General features: G+C 73.9%; 15 protein-coding genes, 1 tRNA gene and 1 pseudogene. 12 read left to right on the top strand and 5 right to left on the bottom strand.

Features of this window, described 5'->3' with window-relative positions:
* Window positions 1-36: 36 nt before the first annotated feature.
* Window positions 37-654: a hypothetical protein gene (locus AC4BGE_RS02250; RefSeq protein WP_490574215.1), complete on the bottom strand. Its 618-nt coding sequence runs from the start codon at window positions 652-654 to the stop codon at window positions 37-39.
* Window positions 655-800: 146 nt separating this feature from the next.
* On the opposite strand from AC4BGE_RS02250, the gene AC4BGE_RS02245 reads away from it, so the two are divergent.
* Genes AC4BGE_RS02245 through AC4BGE_RS02220 form a run of 6 tightly spaced genes read left to right on the top strand, consistent with a single transcriptional unit; the run spans window position 801 to window position 6923 of the window.
* Window positions 801-2009: a fatty acid desaturase family protein gene (locus tag AC4BGE_RS02245; protein ID WP_490574214.1), complete on the top strand. Its 1209-nt coding sequence runs from the start codon at window positions 801-803 to the stop codon at window positions 2007-2009.
* 36 nt (window positions 2010-2045) lie between these two features.
* Window positions 2046-2954 carry an SDR family oxidoreductase gene (locus AC4BGE_RS02240; RefSeq protein ID WP_490574213.1) on the top strand — a complete coding sequence of 303 codons (909 nt, stop codon included), beginning with the start codon at window positions 2046-2048 and terminating at the stop codon, window positions 2952-2954.
* On the top strand, window positions 2944-3501 hold the full coding sequence (locus AC4BGE_RS02235; protein WP_490569711.1) for a carboxymuconolactone decarboxylase family protein: 558 nt from the start codon (window positions 2944-2946) through the stop codon (window positions 3499-3501). The genes AC4BGE_RS02240 and AC4BGE_RS02235 overlap by 11 nt, the downstream gene beginning before the upstream one ends.
* Before the next feature lie 58 nt (window positions 3502-3559).
* Window positions 3560-4480 carry a putative selenate ABC transporter substrate-binding protein gene (locus AC4BGE_RS02230; RefSeq protein ID WP_490574212.1) on the top strand — a complete coding sequence of 307 codons (921 nt, stop codon included), beginning with the start codon at window positions 3560-3562 and terminating at the stop codon, window positions 4478-4480.
* Complete coding sequence (locus AC4BGE_RS02225) at window positions 4480-5250, top strand: phosphonate ABC transporter ATP-binding protein (RefSeq protein ID WP_490569713.1); 771 nt, start codon at window positions 4480-4482, stop codon at window positions 5248-5250. Before AC4BGE_RS02230 ends, AC4BGE_RS02225 begins: the two co-directional genes overlap by 1 nt.
* Complete coding sequence (locus tag AC4BGE_RS02220) at window positions 5247-6923, top strand: PhnE/PtxC family ABC transporter permease (protein ID WP_490569714.1); 1677 nt, start codon at window positions 5247-5249, stop codon at window positions 6921-6923. The genes AC4BGE_RS02225 and AC4BGE_RS02220 overlap by 4 nt, the downstream gene beginning before the upstream one ends.
* Before the next feature lie 34 nt (window positions 6924-6957).
* Here the strand turns inward: AC4BGE_RS02220 and selB are convergent, their stop codons facing one another.
* The 3 genes from selB to AC4BGE_RS02205 form a co-directional block, all read right to left on the bottom strand.
* On the bottom strand, window positions 6958-8772 hold the full coding sequence (gene selB / locus AC4BGE_RS02215) for a selenocysteine-specific translation elongation factor (protein WP_490574211.1): 1815 nt from the start codon (window positions 8770-8772) through the stop codon (window positions 6958-6960).
* Window positions 8773-8775: 3 nt separating this feature from the next.
* Complete coding sequence (gene selA, locus AC4BGE_RS02210) at window positions 8776-10098, bottom strand: L-seryl-tRNA(Sec) selenium transferase (RefSeq protein ID WP_490574210.1); 1323 nt, start codon at window positions 10096-10098, stop codon at window positions 8776-8778.
* 62 nt (window positions 10099-10160) lie between these two features.
* Window positions 10161-10255 (bottom strand) — tRNA-Sec (locus AC4BGE_RS02205).
* 64 nt (window positions 10256-10319) lie between these two features.
* Here AC4BGE_RS02205 and selD point away from each other — a divergent pair.
* The 6 genes and pseudogenes from selD (at window position 10320) to AC4BGE_RS02175 (ending at window position 18117) form a co-directional block, all read left to right on the top strand.
* The gene (selD, locus tag AC4BGE_RS02200) at window positions 10320-11336 is read left to right on the top strand and encodes a selenide, water dikinase SelD (protein ID WP_490574209.1); all 1017 of its coding nucleotides are present in this window, start codon (window positions 10320-10322) and stop codon (window positions 11334-11336) included.
* Window positions 11337-11381: 45 nt separating this feature from the next.
* Window positions 11382-11942, top strand: coding sequence for a hypothetical protein (locus tag AC4BGE_RS02195; RefSeq protein WP_490574208.1), 561 nt, complete (start codon window positions 11382-11384; stop codon window positions 11940-11942).
* 12 nt (window positions 11943-11954) lie between these two features.
* Window positions 11955-14714, top strand: a pseudogene (fdh, locus tag AC4BGE_RS02190) (formate dehydrogenase); the annotation flags it as partial.
* Between the two features lie 29 nt (window positions 14715-14743).
* A complete protein-coding gene (locus AC4BGE_RS02185) occupies window positions 14744-15682 on the top strand; it encodes a 4Fe-4S dicluster domain-containing protein (RefSeq protein ID WP_490569719.1) in 939 nt (312 codons plus the stop codon).
* Window positions 15679-16815 (top strand): NrfD/PsrC family molybdoenzyme membrane anchor subunit, encoded by a 1137-nt coding sequence (gene nrfD / locus AC4BGE_RS02180; protein ID WP_490574207.1) that lies wholly within the window; start codon window positions 15679-15681, stop codon window positions 16813-16815. The genes AC4BGE_RS02185 and nrfD overlap by 4 nt, the downstream gene beginning before the upstream one ends.
* A 9-nt stretch (window positions 16816-16824) precedes the next feature.
* Window positions 16825-18117 (top strand): L-lactate MFS transporter, encoded by a 1293-nt coding sequence (locus tag AC4BGE_RS02175; RefSeq protein ID WP_490574206.1) that lies wholly within the window; start codon window positions 16825-16827, stop codon window positions 18115-18117.
* Here AC4BGE_RS02175 and AC4BGE_RS02170 read toward each other — a convergent pair.
* Window positions 18107-19555 (bottom strand): dicarboxylate/amino acid:cation symporter, encoded by a 1449-nt coding sequence (locus AC4BGE_RS02170; RefSeq protein WP_490574205.1) that lies wholly within the window; start codon window positions 19553-19555, stop codon window positions 18107-18109. The two genes, AC4BGE_RS02175 and AC4BGE_RS02170, sit on opposite strands and share 11 nt — an antisense overlap.
* Window positions 19556-19627 lie beyond the last annotated feature (72 nt).

Genomic DNA, 19627 nt, shown 5'->3' with positions numbered 1-19627 from the left:
CCGCGGCGCGTGTCCGCGCTCGAGGAGGCGCGTCGCTCAGTCGCAGTTGTCGCAGACCCCGGTGGCCGGGAGCTGCATGAAGCACCGGGGGCAGGTGGCCGCCTTGGGCGGATCCACCTGACGGGCCTTGCTCACCACCGCCTTGGGCTCCCGTGGGGCGCGGGGCGCCGCGGCGGCGCGCGGCGTGCGGGTGGCGGGGGCGCGCTTCGCCATCTCGCGCCGGGGTGGCAGGGCCGGCTGGCCGCCGTCCGGCGGGATCTCGGCGCCGTGCCGGCGGTAGCACTCCAGCCTCTCCTGGGCCGCGTGCTGCTCGGGGTCGGTGACGACGTCCCCGCGCACGCTGTTGACCGTGTCGGCGTACCACTCGCTCATCCGGCCCTCCGGCCCGACGCAGAGCGCGCCCAGCAGCGGCTCGCCCCGGCGGCGGCAGTCCTTGGCGACCCGGTAGAGCACGTCGCCCATCCACAGGCTGGGCGCCTGTCGCTGCCGGATCTTGGTGCGCTGCTGCACGGCCTGGGCAAGCTCGGCGACGGTGATCACCGCGTGGTACTCCCGGGCGGTGTCGGCCAGCACGTGCCGGGCCGCCAGCGCGAACGTCTCCCTGGTGGTCTCGACGTCCAGCGTGCGGGCCTCGATCCAAGCGACTTCGTCCACGCGTAGGAATGTATCCCGCGGGTACTGGGGCCCAACCGGTGGGCGGATCCCAGGGATCCTGGCAGGCACGGGGGCCTGCACGGCACAATGGACCCCGCGCCGACACCGGCGACCGCACCACCGCACCGAACCGAGGGACTGAGACCGTGACCGTCATCGAGAGGAAGGCCGCCAGCCAGATCGCCCACCTGCGTCCCGAGGACGTCGAGGCGATCGGGCGCGAGCTGGACGAGATCAGGCAGGACGTCCTGGACACCCGGGGGGAGCGCGACGCGGCCTACATCCGCCGGGTGATCGCGCTGCGGGTCGGCCTCGAGGTCGCGGGTCGGCTCGTCCTGACCGTCGGGAGCAGGCGCCGGCCGGCGTGGGTGGTGGGCACCACCTGTCTCTCCCTGGCCAAGATCCTCGACAACATGGAGATCGGCCACAACGTCCTCCACGGTCAGTGGGACTGGATGCGCGACCCCAAGATCCACTCCGAGACCTGGAACTGGCAGCACGCCTCCCCGCCCTCCCAGTGGAAGCGCGCGCACAACGTGCAGCACCACCGGTTCACCAACATCGTCGGCAAGGACAACGACCTCGGCTACGGGATCATGCGCGTCGACGAGGACCAGGAGTGGTCGCGCCGCTTCCTGGTGCAGCCGGTGTGGAACGCCGTCAACGCGCTGATGTTCGAGTACGGCATCGCCACCTACGACATCGAGCTGGGCGAGCACCTGCGCGAGAAGAAGGGGATCACCCCCGAGCTCCGCCGCCGCATCGCCGAGACCCTGGTGCAGACCGGCCGACAGGTGGTCCGCGACTTCGTCGCCTTCCCGGCCCTCTCCGGTCGTGGCTGGCGCTCCACCCTGAGCGCCAACGCCACCGCCACGGTGGTGCGCAACGTGTGGAGCCACTCGGTGATCATGTGCGGCCACTTCCCCGAGGGGGTGGAGACCTTCGAGCAGCCCGAGCTCGACGAGGACGAGACGCGGGGCGAGTGGTACCTGCGCCAGATGCTCGGCTCGGCCAACATCTCGGGGTCGCCCACCATGCACCTGATGTGCGGCAACCTGTCCCACCAGATCGAGCACCACCTCTTCCCCGACCTGCCCAGCAACCGCTACCAGGAGATCGCCCCGCGGGTCAGGGCCGTCTTCGACCGCTACGGGCTCTCCTACAACTCCCGCCCGCTGCCCCAGCAGGTGGCCAGCGCCTGGCACAAGGTGGTTCGGCTCTCGCTGCCCAACGGCTGGCTCGAGGAGACCACCTGGTCCAACGCGCCCAGCCGGGTCGTCTCCCTGCTGCGGGGCAAGGACAGGTCGCGGGCCGGTGCCCGGCTGGTGGCGATGGGACGCGCCGCGCTGGCCTGAGGCCCCCGCGTGTGATCTCTGGCACACTCTGCGGGCATGCTCTCCCTCAGCAACCGCAACCGCAGCCGTAGCCTCCAGGGTCGCAAGGTCTTCCTCACCGGTGCCGCGAGCGGCATCGGGCGTGCCACCGCCGAGGCCGCGGCGGCCCAGGGCGCGGTGCTCCACCTCACCGACCTCGACGCGGAGCGGCTCGACCAGGTGGTGGCGCAGATCCGGGCCCGCGGGGGCGTGGTCGCCCACGCCGCCCCGGCGGACGTCTCGGACCACGACGCCGTCCGGCGGCTCGCCCGCGACGTCACCGCGACCTCGGGCGCCATGGACGTGGTGATGAACATCGCGGGGATCTCCACCTGGGGCACCGTGCAGAGCCTCGAGCACCGGCACTGGCAGCGCCTGGTCGACGTCAACCTGATGGGCCCCATCCACGTCATCGAGGAGCTGGTGCCGCCGATGATCGAGGCCGGCCGGGGCGGTCACCTGGTCAACGTCTCGTCGGCCGCGGGCATCATCGGGATGCCGTGGCACGCCGCCTACAGCGCCAGCAAGTTCGGCCTGCGCGGCCTCTCGGAGGTGCTCCGCTTCGACCTGCGCCCCCACGGCATCGGGGTCAGCCTGGTCTGCCCCGGCGGCGTCGCGACGCCGCTGACCGAGACGGTGACGATCGCCGGGATCGACAAGACGAGCCCGCGGTTCCACAAGCTGCACGCCCGCTTCCGGGCCCGCGCGGTCACCGCGGAGCAGGCGGCCGACTCGATCCTCGAGGGGGTGCGGCGCAACCGATACTGGGTCTACACCTCCCCGGACATCCGCCTGATCCACCTCGTGCAACGGCTCTGCCCGCCCGCCTACGCGGGCGCCATGCGGGCGATGAGCTGGGGCGCGAACCGGGCCCTCCCCGAGGTGGGGACGGCCCGCCGTACGGAGGAGACCACCGATGCCGCCTGAGGCCGGACCGGCAGCGGCCCGGATCACCCCCGGCGGCTGGCGAGAGGTGGGCCCGCTGGTCGCCGGCTTCGCACGGGTCGCGGGGCGGGTCACCGGCACCGAGCCGCCGGGGGTCTTCCGCACCCTGGGCCGCAACCAGCGCCTCTTCTGGGGCTGGCTGCTCTTCGCGGGCACCCTGATGCCCGGTGGTCGCCTGCGACGCCGGGAGACCGAGCTGGTGATCCTGCGGGTCGCGACCCTGACCGGCAGCGACTACGAGCTGACCCAGCACACCAGGCTGGGCGCGCGCGCCGGTCTCTCCCCGGCCGAGATCGAGCGGGTGGCCGACGGGCCGGACGCCGTGGGCTGGTCGCCCCGGGAGCGGCTGCTGCTCGAGGTCACCGACCAGCTGCACCGCGACCGGGACCTGGACGACGCCCTGTGGGGTCGGCTGCGCGCCGAGCTCGACGAGCGGACCAGCCTGGAGGTGCTGATGCTGGTGGGTCACTACGAGATGCTCGCGACCACCCTGCGCACCCTGCGGGTCCGCCCGGACCGGAGCCGCTGACCCACCTGCGCTGAGCAGGAGGGTGCCCATCGGCGTCCCCGGACGCTACGTTGCGTCCATGACTCGGGCTCGCGCGTGCGTCCTCATCTCTGCTCTCCTCCTCCCGGCGTCCCTGCTGGCCGCGTGCGGGGAGGAGTCCTCGGGCGGGGAGCCCGACGACCGCCCCGTGCTCAGCATCAGCGCCATCCCCGACCAGGACCCCGCCGAGCTGGGAGCACGGGAGCAGCGGCTCGCCGACTACCTCGCCGAGACGCTCGACGTCGAGGTCGAGTACGTCCCGGTCACCGACTACTCCGCGTCCGTCTCCCTCTTCAGCGCCGGCGACCTCGACCTCGTCTTCTACGGCGGTCTCACCGGCGTCCAGGCCCGCCTCCAGACCCCGGGCGCGGCCCTGCTCGCCCAGCGGGACATCGACGCGGAGTTCCGGAGCGTCTTCATCGCCGGCACCGGGTCCGGCGTCGAGCCGGTCGAGGACGTCGCCGGGCTCTCCGCCCTGAAGGGGACCCGGTTCACCTTCGGCAGCGACTCCTCCACCTCCGGCCGCCTGATGCCGGAGTGGTTCCTGCGGGAGGCGGGCGTGGTCAGCGACGAGGACTTCGCCGGGGAGGTCGGCTTCTCGGGCTCGCACGACAAGACGATCGACCTCGTGGAGTCCGGCTCCTACCAGGCCGGCGCGCTCAACGAGCAGGTGTGGGAGGCGCGCAAGGAGGCCGGGACCGTCGACCTCGACAAGGTCGTCGAGGTCTTCCGCACCCCCACCTACCACGACTACCACTGGATCGCCGGGCCCGAGACCGACGAGCGGTTCGGCGAGGGGTTCACCGACGAGCTCCGCGAGGCGCTCCTGGCGCTGGACGGCTCGACCCCCGAGGAGCGGGAGGTCCTGGCCGGCTACGGCGCCGGGGCCCTGGTCCCCACCGAGGCCGACAACTACGAGCAGATCGAGGAGATCGCCCGGCAGCTCGGCCTGGTCTCCTGATGCCCGAAGGGGCCGGGGGGCCGGGGGCAGCCGTGGCGCTGCGCGGGGTGGGCGTCGCCTACGGCACGCACACCGCGTTGCGCGGGGTGGATCTCTCGGTCCGCCCCGGGGAGCGCGTCGCGCTGGTCGGACCCAGCGGTGCCGGGAAGTCGACCCTGCTCTCGCTCTGCACCGGCGCCGTGGTCGCCGACGCGGGCGAGGTGGAGGTCCTCGGCAGCGAGCTCGGCCGGCTGGGGGCACGCGACCTCGCCGCCGTGCGCCGACGCATCGGCACCATCCACCAGCGGCTCCACCTGGTCGAGCGGCTCCGCGTGGTCCACAACGTCAACGCCGGTCACCTCGGCAGGTGGAGCACCTGGCAGGCCCTCTCCTCGCTGGTCAGGCCCCGTGAGGAGGAGACCGCGCGGGCGGCCCTCTCCCGGACCGGGATCGCGGACAAGCTGCACGCCCGCACCGGGGACCTCTCCGGCGGCGAGCAGCAGCGGGTGGCGCTGGCCCGGGTGCTCGTCCAGGACCCCGACCTGGTGCTGGCCGACGAGCCGGTCTCCAGCCTCGACCCGGCCCGCGCCGAGGAGGTGATGCGACTGCTCTGCGAGACCGTGGCCACCCCGGCCCGCGCGTTGCTGGTGAGCCTGCACGACTTCGAGCTCGCGGTGCGCTGGTGCGACCGGGTCGTGGGGCTGCGTGCCGGCGAGGTCCTCTTCGACCTCCCGGCCACGCAGGTGGACGTGGCGCTGCGCGAGGAGCTCTACGCGCTGGGCCGGACGTGACCGGGCTGACCGACCTCACCAGGCTCGAGGCGAGCGGGGGGACCGGTCGGCGCGGGTGGCCGGGCCGCTCGACGAGCGGCCGGGGAGCCGACCAGTCGGGTCGGCGGCTCACCGGACGGCTCTGGTCGGCGCTCTGGCTGCTCGTCGTGGTCTGGGCGGTGGCCGGGCTGCTCCCCGACGACGGCGAGGTGGTCAACTCCGGTGGGTGGGGCTTCCTCGGGCAGTTCTGGGCCCACGCGCTGCGCCCCGACCTCGACCCGCAGTTCCTCCGGGCGACCTGGGACGCGACGCTCACCACGGTCGCCTTCGGGGTGCTCGGCACCCTCGGCTCGGTGGTGCTCGGGGTCCTGCTCGCACCGGTGATGAGCCAGACGTGGTGGGCGCCGACGACCGGGCGCCGGCCGGCCCGCCTGCTCCGTCGTACGGGGCTGCTGCTGACCCGGGCCGGCGTGGCCCTGCCGCGCGGGGTGCACGAGGCGGTGTGGGCACTCCTCCTGGTCACCGTGCTCGGCCGCGACCCGCTGGTCGGGGTGCTGGCCATCGTGATCCCCTTCGGTGCCATCACCGGCAAGGTCTACTCCGAGCTCCTCGACGAGGCCGACCACGAGCCCTACGAGGTGATGCGTCGCGCCGGCGCAGGCCGGGTCACCGCGCTCTGCTACGGCCTGCTGCCCGGGCTGGTGCCGGCCGCGACGTCGTACGCCTTCTACCGGTTCGAGTGCTCGATCAGGTCCGCGGTCATCCTGGGCATGGTCGGCGCCGGGGGCCTGGGCCTCCAGCTCAGCCTCAGCTTCGCCGGCCTGCAGTACGGCGAGATGTGGACCTCGATCTATGCGCTCGTGCTGCTCGGTGCCCTCATCGACCGGTGGGGCCTGCTGCTGCGCCGGGGCACCAGGAGCCGGGTCCGCCTCTCCGCCGCGCTGGGCGCGTGCCTGGTGGTGGCGTCGGTGTGGCACCTGGAGCCGGACCCGGCGCGGTGGCTCTCGGGGCGCACCGCCGAGCGGCTGGAGCGGCTCGTCGCGGCGATGGTGCCGCCCGAGCTGCCCGAGGGCGGGTGGCCGCTGCTGCTGCGCCGCAGCGTGGAGACGCTCCAGATGTCGGTGGTGGCGATCACGCTGGCCAGCCTGCTGGGCCTCGTCGTGGCCCTGGTGGCCGCCCGGCCCGCGGCGGGTGCCCGCGCCTCGGCGGGGCGGCGGCTGGCGGGCTGGGCGGCACGACAGCTGCTGCTGGTGACCCGGGCCGTCCCACCCCCGGTGTGGGCGCTGCTGGTGCTCTTCGTGGTCTACCCCGGCCCGCTGCCCGGCGCCCTGGCGCTGGGCATCTACACGTTCGGGATCCTGGGTCGGCTCTTCGCCGAGGTCGTCGAGGAGCTCGACCAGCGCCCGCGGGTGGCACTCAGCTCGCTCGGTGCCTCGCCGGTGGCCTCGTTCGCCTACGCCTCCGTGCCCGCGGCGCTGGGCCAGCTGGTCGCCTACAGCCTCTACCGCTGGGAGGTGACCGTGCGGGAGACCGTGGTGGTGGGGGTGGTCGGCGCCGGTGGCCTGGGGCGGCTGCTGGAGCAGCAGCGGGCCGGCTTCGACCTGGCGGCGATGAGCACCACGATCCTGGCGCTCGTCGCGGTCTGCCTGCTGGTGGACCTGCTGAGCCTGGTGGTGCGCAGCTCGCTGCGCTGAACGTGCCCCGTGACCCGCCCCGGTACCCGGAGGGTCAGCCGATCTCGCGCCGGTCGTCGGGCAGTCGCCGGGTCGTCCCCGCGCGGTCCAGCAGCTCGAGCAGGGGCAGGACCACCCGTCGTGTCGTGCCCAGCCGTCGGCGCGCCTCGCTGGTGGTGAAGGGCTGGGGCAGCTCGGCCAGCCACTCGGCGGCGACCCGGTCGGCCCCGGGGAGCAGCACGATCCCCGGCGCGACGCGCAGCACCCGGCCGGCCTTGGCGGCCGCGGCGGCCCGCCGCGGATCGAGGCCCAGCTCGGCGAGCCGGTCGGCCGTCGGGGCGGCGAAGGGCTGGTCCCGCAGGTCGGCCTCGAGGGCGCGCACGGCGGTCTCCACCTCGGGCGGCAGCGTGCTCGCCCGGCCGGGGGTGAGCACCCGGCCGTCGCGCACCACCAGCGCCTCGGCGCCGCGGCCGGTCCCGGGGTCCGGCCCGCCCGTCACGTCCGCCGCGCTTGGTGCGCCGGCCAGCACGGCGCTCACCAGGTCGGGGGAGGGCAGGGCGAGGCGCTCGGCCAGGGCGACCAGCGGCACCCCGCGGTCCAGCGGGTGCCGGGCGTCGTGCTCGGCGACCAGCCGGGAGACCTCGGCACGCACCTCGTCCACCAGGTCGGAGGCCAGCCACCAGTCACCGACCCGCAGCGCGGCGGTGCCCGGCTCGGTGGCGGACACCCCGATCCGGCGCAGGAACGCCCCGTCGACGAGCCGGCGCCTGCCGATCTCGGAGCCCAGGTCGGGCTCTCCGGAGTCGGCCGCGAGCACCTTGGCGCGCGCCGCGGCGGCCCCCCGGCGCAGCAGCTGCGGCGGCGCGGGGTCGAGCACCCGGACGCCCCACACGGCGCGGCTGCCCGGCTCGCGCAGGAGCGCGCGGTCGCCGACCCGCAACGGGAGCGGCCGCTCCAGGGTCAGCCGCACCAGGTCGGCCGCGAGGGGCCGCACGCGGACCTGGACCGAGGCCGCGCCGACGTGCAGCTGCAGGTGGGTGGCGAGGCGCGCCTCGGGGCCGACGACCCGGACGTCGGCGACCTCGCAGGAGTGCCAGGCGCCGGGGGTGACCAGCGCGTCGCCCCGGTCGAGGAGGTCCAGCTCGTCCCCGGTGAGGTTGAGGGCCACCCGGGCGACCCCGACCGCGGCGTCGACCGGGCGACCGAGCGCCTGGACGCCCCGCACCCGGACCCTCCTGGAGCCGGCGGCCAGCTCGTCGCCCCGCGCCACCCGGCCCGCGGGGAGCGTCCCGGTGACCACGGTGCCCGCACCCTTGACGGTGAAGCGGCGGTCGATCCAGAGCCGCACGTCGGCGGCGGCGTCCGGGACCGGCAGGCTCGCGACCATGGTGCCGAGGGCCGCCCCGAGCTCCGGCAGCCCGAGCCCGGTGCGGGCCGAGACCGCGACCACCGGAGCGCCGCGCAGCGAGGTCCGCGAGACCTCCGCGGCGGCCCGGGCCGACGCCGGTGCCGGGTCGGCGAGGTCGGAGCGGGTCACGGCGACCACCCCGTGCCGGACCCCGAGGGCGTCGAGGGCGGCGAGGTGCTCGGCGGCCTGCGGCATCCAGGGGTCGTCGGCGGCGACCACCAGGAGCACCGCCGGGACCGGGCCGACGCCCGCCAGCATCGTGGAGACGAACCGCTCGTGCCCCGGCACGTCGACGAAGGCGATCTCCCCGGTGCCCGGCAGGGAGGTCCAGGTGTAGCCCAGCTCGATGGAGAGGCCACGCCGCCGCTCCTCCTCGAGCCGGTCGGAGCGCATGCCGGTGAGGGCGTCGACCAGCGTGGACTTGCCGTGGTCGACGTGCCCGGCGGTCGCGACGACGTGCACGCCTCAGCCCTCCCGGCCCGCGTCCGGGCGGGAGGCCCGGCGTACCGCCGCGACCAGGGCGTCGTCGTCCTCGGGGGCGACGGCGACCAGGTCGAGGAGTAGCGATCCCCGCTCCACGCGGCCGACGACCGGCAGCTCAGGATCGGTCCGCAGCGGCTCGGTCAGGGTCGCGGGGAGGGCGATCCCGGCGCTGGGCAGCGGGACCCCGGGCGCGCCGCCGCCGCCCACGGCCGCCACCGTGTCGACGACCCGGGCCTCGACGTGGTCGCCGAGGAGCCCGCGGATCCGCTCCGCCCGGGTCCGCAGCGCCTCGGGCGTGGCCGCGAGCGCCCGGGCGACCGGGGTCGGCGGGCCGACGAGGCTGGCCTCCAGGGCCGCCAGGGTGAGCTTGTCGACGCGCAGCGCCCGGGCGAAGGGATGGCGCCGCAGCGCCTCCACCAGGTCGGCCCGCCCCAGCAGCAGGCCGCACTGGGGCCCGCCGAGCAGCTTGTCGCCGGAGGCGGTGACCAGGCCGGCGCCCGCGGCCAGGGCGGCCGAGGCGCTCGGCTCCGCGGGGAGGCGCGGGTGGGGGGCCAACAGCCCGGAGCCGATGTCGGCGACGACGTCGACCGGGCCGTGCGGCCCGGTCAGCCCCGCCAGCTCGCGCACGTCGACGGTGGAGGTGAAGCCGGAGACCACGAAGTTGGACGGGTGCACCTTGAGCACGAAGGCGGTCCGCTCGCCCACGGCGGCCCGGTAGTCCTCGAGCCGCACCCGGTTGGTGGTCCCGACCTCCCGGAGCCTGGCCCCCACCGACTCGAGCAGCTCGGGGAGCCGGAAGCCGTCGCCGATCTCGACCAGCTCGCCCCGGGCGATCACCACCTCGGGGCGGGGACCGTGCCCGGCCTCGGTCAGCGCGCAGGCGACCAGGGCCAGCGCGGCGGCGCCGTTGTTGACCACGTGGACGGCCCCGGCGTCGGGGACGGCGGCGGCCAGGGCGGCCATCGCCGACCGGCCTCGTCGTCCGCGGCGCCCGGTGGCGAGGTCGAGCTCGACGTCGGTGGCACCGGCCGCGACCTCGAGCGCCTCGACGGCGGCGGCCGAGAGCGGGGCGCGGCCGAGGTTGGTGTGCACCACCACACCGGTCGCGTTGACGACCCGGCGCAGGGCGGTGGCGCCGGCGGGGAGCGCCGCGATCGCCTCGGCGAGCACCTGGTCGGGCGCGATCTCCCCGGCCCGGCACCGCTGCTGGGCCGCGACCACGGCCGCCTTCACGAGCCGATCACCGAGCCGGGAGACGGCGGCGCGCAGCACCGGGTCGGCCAGCAGGGTGTCGGTGCGTGGCACCGAGCGACGCGGGTCCGGCACCTTGGTCCTCCCGAGCTCGGCCGCAGGTCGTCAGGGTGACGTGGCGGAGGCGGACGGGAATCGAACCCGCCGGACCCAGGTACTGGGCCCCTACGGTTTTGAGGACCGCGCCCGTCACCAGACGAGAAACGCCTCCCTGCGACGTCGGCACCCACTCTAGGGGGGTGCGGTCCGGACCGTCGCCCCATAGGCTCCTGGCCATGACGAGCGCCCCGGCGGTCCGGCTGACCCAGTTCGCCTCCGGGGGCGGCTGCGCCTGCAAGGTGCCGCCCGGGGAGCTGGAGCGGGTGCTGGCCGGCCTGCCCGGCGGGCGGGCCGCCGACGGGGGGACGGGGGCCCCGGGCGACCTCCTCGTCGGGCTGGAGAACGGCGACGACGGTGCCGCGGTACGCCTCGCCGGCGGGCAGGCGCTGATCGCCACCGCCGACTTCTTCACCCCGGTGGTCGACGACCCCTACGACTGGGGCCGGATCGCCGCCGCCAACGCCCTCTCCGACGTCTACGCGATGGGCGGCGAGCCGGTCCTTGCCGTCAACCTGCTGGCCTGGCCCCGCGACAAGGTGCCCTTCGAGCTCGCCCGCGAGGTGCTGCGCGGCGGGGCCGACATCTGCCTCGAGGCCGGCTGCCACCTGGCGGGCGGCCACAGCATCGACGACCCGGAGCCGAAGTACGGGCTGGCCGTCAGTGGGATCGGGCGCGCGGACCGGCTGCTGCGCAACGACGCCGCGGTGGCGGGGACGCCGATCACGCTGACCAAGCCGCTCGGGCTGGGCGTGCTCAACAACCGGCACAAGGCGACGGGGGAGCGGTTCGAGGAGGCGATCGCCACGATGACCGCCCTCAACCGCGACGCCTCACGGGCGGCGCTGGACGCCGGGATCACCGCCGCCACCGACGTCACCGGCTTCGGCCTGCTGGGCCACCTCTACAAGATGGCGCGGGCCAGCGGGGTGACCGCGGTCGTGGAGAGCGCCGCCGTGCCCTATCTCGACGGGGTGCGCGAGTCGTGCGCCGCCGGCTACGTGCCCGGCGGCAGCCGCCGCAACCTCGACTGGGTGCGACCCCACCTGGAGTCGGCGGTGGGGGAGGAGGAGATGGTGCTCCTCGCGGACGCCCAGACCTCGGGCGGCCTGCTGGTCGCCGGGGAGCTCCCGGGCCACCCGGTGATCGGCGAGTTCGTGCCCGCGGGCACGTCACCGGTGGTCATCCGTGCGTGATCGGCGCATAGTGGGTACAGCGCGGTCAGTGAGGAGGGCCACATCGTGAAGACGTTCCTTGACTGGCCGGTGCTGCGCCAGCTGCGCGGCAACGACGTCCTGGGTCGCGGCACCGCGGCGCGCTCCCAGCACACCGAGGAGATCGTCTCCCGCACCACGACCGCCGACAGCGTGGCCCGCAGCGTCTGCCCCTACTGCGCCGTGGGCTGCGGCCAGAAGGTCTTCGTCAAGGACGGGGAGGTCACCCAGATCGAGGGCGACCCCGACAGCCCCGTGTCGCGTGGCCGGCTCTGCCCCAAGGGCGCGGCCAGCAAGAACCTCGTCACCAGTGAGCTGCGGCAGACCAAGGTCCGCTACCGGCGCCCCCACGGCACCGAGTGGGAGGACCTCGAGCTCGAGACCGCGATGGAGATGATCGCCGACCGCGTCGTGAGGACGCGGCGCGACTTCTGGCAGGAGCAGGACGAGCAGGACCGCCGGGTCCGTCGCACGATGGGCATCGCGAGCCTCGGCGGCGCCACGCTCGACAACGAGGAGAACTACCTCATCAAGAAGCTGTTCACCGCGATGGGCGCCATCCAGATCGAGAACCAGGCCCGTATTTGACACTCCGCCACCGTCCCCGGTCTGGGGACCAGCTTCGGGCGCGGCGGCGCCACCGGGTTCCTCCAGGACCTCGCGAACTCCGACTGCATCATCATCCAGGGCTCCAACATGGCCGAGGCTCACCCGGTGGGCTTCCAGTGGGTGGTGGAGGCCAAGGCGCGCGGGGCCAAGGTGATCCACGTGGACCCGCGCTTCACGCGGACCAGCGCGCTCGCCGACACGTTCGTGCCGCTGCGGGTGGGCTCCGACATCGCTTTCCTGGGCGGCATCGTCAACTACGTGCTGAGCAACGAGCTGGACTTCCGTGACTACGTGGTGAACTACACCAACGCGGCCACGATCGTCAGCGAGCGGTTCCGCGACACCGAGGACCTCGACGGGCTCTTCTCCGGCTTCGACCCCGAGACGCGCACCTACGACACCGAGTCGTGGCAGTACGCCACCCAGGAGGGCGACGCCGCGGGCGACGACGCGCCGATGCAGCGCGAGACGGCCAGCGCCATGCAGCACGAGACCCACGGCATGCAGGTCCAGGGGCAGCCGCCCCGCGACGAGACGCTGCAGGACCCGAACTGCGTCTACCAGGTCCTCAAGCGGCACTACGCGCGCTACACCCCCGAGATGGTCTCGCGCACCTGCGGCGTCAGCGAGGAGGCGTTCTTGGAGGTCTGCCGCGCCTGGACGGAGAACTCCGGGCGGGACCGGACGACGGCGCTGGTCTACAGCGTCGGCTGGACGCAGCACTCGGTGGGCGTGCAGTACATCCGCACCGGCGCGATCCTGCAGTTGCTGCTGGGCAACATGGGTCGTCCGGGCGGCGGGATCATGGCCCTGCGCGGCCACGCCAGCATCCAGGGCTCGACCGACATCCCGACCCTGTTCAACCTGCTCCCCGGCTACCTTCCGATGCCCAACGCCGAGGAGCACACCTCCCTGGAGAAGTGGCTCGACTCGGTCCGGCAGCCGGGCGCCAAGGGGTTCTGGTCGAAGGCCGACGCCTACGGGATCAACCTGCTCAAGGCCTACTGGGGCGACGCGGCGACCCCGGAGAACGACTTCTGCTTCGACTACCTGCCCAGGATCTCCGGGGACCACGGCACGTACCGCACGGTGCTCGACATGATCGACGGGAAGGTCAAGGGCTACTTCCTGCTGGGCCAGAACCCGGCGGTCGGCTCCGCCCACGGCAAGGTCCAGCGGCTGGGGATGGCCAACCTCGACTGGCTGGTGGTGCGCGACCTGTTCGAGATCGAGAGCGCCACCTTCTGGCGGGACTCGCCCGAGGTCGCCACCGGCGAGATCGTGCCGGAGGAGTGCGCGACCGAGGTCTTCCTCATGCCGGCCGCCTCCCACGTGGAGAAGGAGGGCACCTTCACCCAGACCCAGCGGATGCTCCAGTGGCGGGAGAAGGCCGTGGAGCCGCCCGGCGACTGCCGCTCCGAGCTGTGGTTCTTCTACCACCTCGGCCGGATGGTCCGCGAGCGCCTGGCGGGCTCCACCGACGAGCGTGACCGCCCGGTCCTCGACCTCGCCTGGGACTACCCGACCCACGAGGAGGGCGAGGAGGGGTCGGTGTGGGGCGAGCCCAGTGCGGAGGCGGTGCTCAAGGAGGTCAACGGCTACGAGGTGGCGACCGGCCGCCCGCTCTCGACGTTCCTGGAGATGAAGGCCGACGGGTCGACCCTGGGCGGGTGCTGGATCTACACCGGCGTCTACAAGGACGGGGTCAACCAGGCGGCCCGGCGCAAGCCCGGCAGCGAGCAGTCCTGGGTCGCGCCGGAGTGGGGCTGGGCGTGGCCGGCGAACCGCCGCACCCTCTACAACCGCGCCTCGGCCGACCCCGAGGGGAGGCCGTGGAGCGAGCGCAAGGCCTACGTGTGGTGGGACGAGGACGCACAGGAGTGGACCGGCCACGACGTGCCCGACTTCGAGAAGGGCAAGCCGCCCTCCTACCGGCCCGGTCCCGAGGACGACGGCGTGGCGGGGATCTCCGGGGTCGACCCGTTCATCATGCAGGGCGACGGGAAGGGTGCGCTCTACGTGCCGACCGGGTTGCTCGACGGCCCGATGCCGACGCACTACGAGCCCGTGGAGTCGCCGTTCGCCAACCCGGTCTACGGCCAGCAGGCCAACCCGACGCGCAAGGAGTACGTCCGGTCCAGCAACCGGATGAACCCCAGCCCGCCCGAGGAGCACGCGCAGGTCTTCCCGTTCGTCTTCACCACCAGCCGGCTCACCGAGCACCACACGGCAGGCGGGATGAGCCGCTACGTCGCGCGGCTGGCCGAGCTGCAGCCGGAGATGTTCGTGGAGGTCTCGCCCGAGCTGGCCGCCGAGCGCGGGCTGGAGAACGGCGGGTGGGCCACGATCGTCACCGCCCGGGCGGCGATCGAGGCCCGGGTGATGGTGACCGACCGGCTCACCCCGCTGCGGGTGGAGGGACGGGTCGTCCACCAGGTGTGGCTGCCCTACCACTGGGGACAGGGTGGGATCGTCACCGGCGACTCCGCCAACGACCTCTTCGGGATCTCGCTGGACCCCAACGTGCTGATCCAGGAGACCAAGGTCGGCACCTGCGACGTGCGTGCGGGTCGGCGGCCCACCGGCCGCGACCTGACCGCCCTGGTCGCCGACTACCAGCGGCAAGCCGGTGTCGACCACGACCTGACCCGCCCCATCGTGACCACCGGGCCCGGCGCGTTCGCCGACGACTCCGGGGACGAGACACCCAGGCCCGACGGAGGCGACGACGTGAGCGGAGACGACCAGTGATCGGCGGCAGGAACAGTCTGTCCGGGCCGGTGAACCCCACGGCCAACGCCGGCTATCCGGGCGACCACCCGAAGCGGAAGGGGTTCTTCACCGACACCAGCATCTGCATCGGGTGCAAGGCCTGCGAGGTCGCCTGCAAGGAGTGGAACGACGTTCCGGCCGACCACTTCGACATGACGGCCACCTCCTACGACAACAGCCACTCCCTCAACGCCAACCAGTGGCGCCACGTCGCCTTCATCGAGCAGCCGAAGAGGCTGGGCTCGCAGGACCCGGGCCTGCGTCCGGCCGAGGTGGCCGACCTGGGGATGCCGACGGTCCGGCCCACCGACACCGCCGGGGCCGTCGCCGACCGGGTGGAGGCCGAGGAGGGGGAGAAGCCCGACTTCCGCTGGCTGATGTCCTCCGACGTCTGCAAGCACTGCACCCACGCCGCCTGCCTCGACGTCTGCCCGACCGGCTCGCTCTTCCGCAGCGAGTTCGGCACCGTGGTCGTGCAGGACGACATCTGCAACGGCTGCGGCTACTGCGTGCCGGCGTGCCCCTACGGGGTGATCGACCGCCGCAAGGGGCCCGACGGTGCCAAGAACGTCGGGATCGCCCAGAAGTGCACCCTGTGCTACGACCGGCTCGGAGCCGGCCAGACCCCGGCCTGCGCGCAGTCGTGTCCCACCCAGTCGATCCAGTTCGGCGACGTCGAGGAGCTGCGCGAGCGGGCGAGCGCCCGGGTGGCCCAGCTCCACGAGGCCGGGGTGATGGACGCCCGCCTCTACGGCAACGACCCGCACGACGGGGTCGGCGGGACGGGCTCGATCTTCCTCCTGCTCGACGAGCCCGAGGTCTACGGCTTCCCGCCGGACCCGGTGGTGACCACGGCGGACCTGCCGCACATGTTCCGGCGCGCCTCGGCGGCCGCCGGGGTGCTCCTGGTGGGCGCCGCCGCGGCCTTCCTGGGGAGGCGGCCGTGACCGGCGGACCGTCCGACCAGGGCGGGCGCGCCGAGCCGGGGCGGCACACCGTGACCGGTCCCGAGGGTGCCCGCCCCGACGACGAGCGGCAGACCACGGCGGTGATCGGGTCGGGCGGCGGGCGCCGTCCCCGGCGACCGGGCGGGCGGCGCAAGCACGGCCCCGGCGTCGAGCAGGTGGTCCCGGACGCCGACTTCACCTCCTACTACGGCCGGCCGATCGTCAAGGCGGCCCCGTGGGAGGCCGACATCCCGGCCTACCTGTTCTCCGGCGGCCTGGCCGCCGGGTCGGCGCTCGTGGCGGCAGGTGCCGACCTCACCGGGCGCCCCCACCTGCGCCGGACTGCCCGGCTGGGTGCGCTCGGTGCGGTGGCCTTCTCCGGGGCTGCCCTCGTCCACGACCTGGGCAAGCCGTCGCGCTTCGTCAACATGCTCCGGGTGGCGAAGCTGACCTCGCCGATGTCGGTGGGTACCTGGATCCTCACCGGCTTCGCCCCCGGCGCCGGGATCGCCGGGATCGCCGAGCTGCTCGACCTGCTGCCGACGAGTCGACGCACCGGGGTGCTGGGTGTCGCCTCGCGGCTGGTCTCCTTCGCCGACCGGCCCGCCGGCCTCTGGGCGGCCCTCTTCGGGCCGCCACTGGCGGCCTACACCGCCGTGCTGCTCTCCGACACCGCGACCCCGACGTGGCACGACTCCTACCGCGAGCTGCCGTTCGTCTTCGTCGGCTCGGCGGCCGCCTCCTCGGCCGGGCTCGGGCTGGTCGGGGCGCCGCGGCGCGAGACCGGGCCGGTCCGCCGGCTGGCCGTGGGGGGCGCGCTGCTCGAGCTGGTCGCCGAGCACCGGATGGAGCAGTCCATGGGCCTCACCGCCGAGCCGCTGCACGAGGGCCGGGCCGGGCGGCTGATGCGGGCCTCCAAGGTGCTCACCGCGGCCGGCGCCGTCGGGGCGGCGCTGAGCGGGCGCAGCCGGCTGCTCGGCGTCCTGTCGGGCACCGCGTTGATGGCCGGCTCGGCCTGCACCCGGTTCGGCGTCTTCGAGGCGGGCATCGCCTCGGCCAACGACCCGAAGTACACGGTCGTCCCGCAGCGGGAGCGACTGGAACGCGAGGGACCCGTCCGTTTCGAGCAGTGAGGTGTCGCGATGTCCAGCACGCAGCCAGACCGCACCAGTCCCTCCGGATCCACCAACCGGTGGCTGCTGGTCGCCGCCGGCCTGCTGCTGCAGTTCTCCATCGGGGCGGTCTACGCGTGGAGCGTCTTCTCCAAGGCGCTCCAGGAGGCCGACGCCTTCGAGCTGAGCAAGGTCCAGGCGGCCATCCCCTTCGAGGTCACCATCGGGATGATCTTCGTCGGCACCTACGTCGGCGGACGCATCCAGGACCGGCGCGGGCCCCGGATCGTGGCCATGGCCGGCGGGGTGATCTACGGCCTCGGCGTGCTGCTGGCGGGCTTCGCCCGGGACGCCGACAGCTTCTGGCTGGTGGTGCTGGGCTACGGCGTGATCAGCGGCTTCGGTCTCGGGGTCGCCTACATCGTCCCGATCGCGATGCTGCAGAAGTGGTTCCCCGACAAGCGCGGGCTGATCACCGGGCTCGCGGTGGGGGGCTTCGGCTTCGGCGCGGTGCTCACCTCGCCGGTGGCCAACTGGCTCATCGACCGCGACCCCGACGTGCCGACCAAGGCGTTCATCCCGCTGGGGATCGCCTACCTGGTGATGTCGGTGCTGGGCGCCTCGCTCTTCAAGAACCCTCCCGAGGGCTACACCGTCGGCGGCCAGCCGGCGACCGCGGCCACCGGCTCGGGGGCCCAGGTGCACGACTACACCCAGGGCGAGGCGCTGCGGACCCCGCAGTGGTACCTGCTGACCGCGATCCTCACCCTCAACGTGGCGGCCGGGATCTCGCTGATCTCCCAGGCGGCCGCCAGCGCCTCGGACATCGCCGGCTACTCCGCCGCCGCGGCCGCCACCGTGGTCGGCGTGCTGGCCGTCTTCAACGGGGCGGGCCGCGTCGTCTGGGCCGCCGCCTCCGACAAGCTCGGCCGGATGAGGTCCTTCGCGGCGATGCTGGGGCTCTCGGGGCTCTGCCTGATCGCCATCCCGCACGCGGAGAGCCCTGCCCTCTTCTTCGTCCTGGCCGCCGTGATCTACCTCTGCTACGGCGGCGCCTTCGGGACGATGCCGGCCACGGCGGGCGACTTCTTCGGCGTCCGCAACGCCGGGGCGATCTACGGCCTGATGCTGATCGGCTGGAGCATCGGCGGGGTCTTCGGGCCGTTGCTGGCCTCCGCCCTGATCGGCGACGACCTGTCCTACACCACCGCCTACACCACGATCGGGGTGGTGGCGCTGGCCGCGGTGGTGCTGACCCTGGTCACCAAGGTGCCCGAGGGACGCCCCACCGCGGCCGGCGACGCCGGGCAGGTCAGGCCGTGACGGCCTGCTGCGGCGCGGGGCGCCCGACCTCCGGGGAGCCGGCGTCGGTCGGCACCAGGTCGACCTCCTCCTCGCGCCAGGCGCGGCCCTCGCGGCTCGCGGAGTAGGCCGCCAGGTCGAGGATGCCCTCGCGCTTGGCGACCAGCGTCGGGACCAGGGCCTGGCCGGCCACGTTGGTGGCGGTGCGGCCCATGTCGAGGATGGGGTCGATCGCCAGCAGCAGCCCCACGCCCTCCAGCGGCAGCCCGAGGGTGGACAGCGTCAGGGTCAGCATCACGGTCGCCCCGGTGACGCCGGCGGTGGCCGCGGAGCCGATCACCGAGACGAAGGCGATCAGCAGGTAGTCGGTCAGCGCGAGGTCGACGCCGAAGAACTGGGCGACGAAGATCGCGGCGATCGCGGGATAGATCGAGGCGCAGCCGTCCATCTTGGTGGTCGCGCCCAGCGGCACCGCGAAGGAGCTGTAGGCGCGCGGGACCCCGAGGTTGCGCTCGGTGACCGCCTGGGTCACCGGCATGGTGCCCACCGAGGAGCGCGAGACGAAGCCCAGCGAGATGGCCGGCCAGGCACCGGAGAAGAACTGGCGCACCGAGAGCCCGTTGGCCCGCAGCAGCACCGGGTAGACGACGAAGAGCACCAGGGCCAGGCCCAGGTAGATCGCGGCGGTGAAGGTGCCCAGCGAGCCCAGGGCGTCCCAGCCGTAGGTGGCCACGGCCCGGCCCAGCAGGCCGACGGTCGCGACCGGGGCGAGCAGGATGACCCACCACAGCACCTTCTGGACGACCGCGAGGGCGGAGCGGACGAAGCCGAGGAAGGGGTCGGCGGCGGGGCCGACCTTGAGGGCCGCGATGCCGACGGCGATCGCCGTCACCAGGATCTGCAGCACGTTGAAGGAGAGGCTGACGCTGCCGTCGTCCCCGGCGCTGGCCTGGAGCCCGAGGAGGTTGGCGGGCACCAGGCCGTTGAGGAAGTCCAGCCACGAGCCGGTGCTGGAGGGCTCAGCGGCCGCGGCGGCGGAGACCGAGGTGTTGCGTCCGGGCTCGAGCAGCAGGCCCAGGGCGATGCCGATGCCGACCGCGAGCAGGGCGGTCGCGGCGAACCACGCCAGCGTCTTCCAGGCCAGCCTGGCGGCGCCGGTGACGTCGCGCAGGTTGGCGATGGAGGCCACGATGGCCAGGAAGACCAGGGCGGGGACGATGGCGCGGAGCAGGGTGACGAAGATGCCGCCCACCTGGGTCAGCGTCTCGGTCAGCCAGTTGGGGTCGGCGACGCCGGCGGCGTCGACGGAGTCCGGACCCATCGACCGGGCGGCGAGGCCGAGCACGACGCCGAGGACCAGGCCGATCAGGACCTGGGTGCCGAAGGAGGGCAGCCAGCGGCGCCGCGGTCGCTCCTGCCGGTCGGGGGCCGCGGTGGCGGCGGTGGAGTGGGTGCTCATCGAGATGACCTTTCGTGGGACGGCGGCGCGAGGCGTCGCGCCGACCGGGGGAGCGAGCGGGGCGGCTGGGAC

It is taken from the genome of Nocardioides sp. Z50_6 (genome assembly GCF_058215755.1).
The sequence above is the reverse complement of the archived record's forward strand: the minus strand, read 5'-3'. Positions and strand labels throughout refer to the sequence as shown.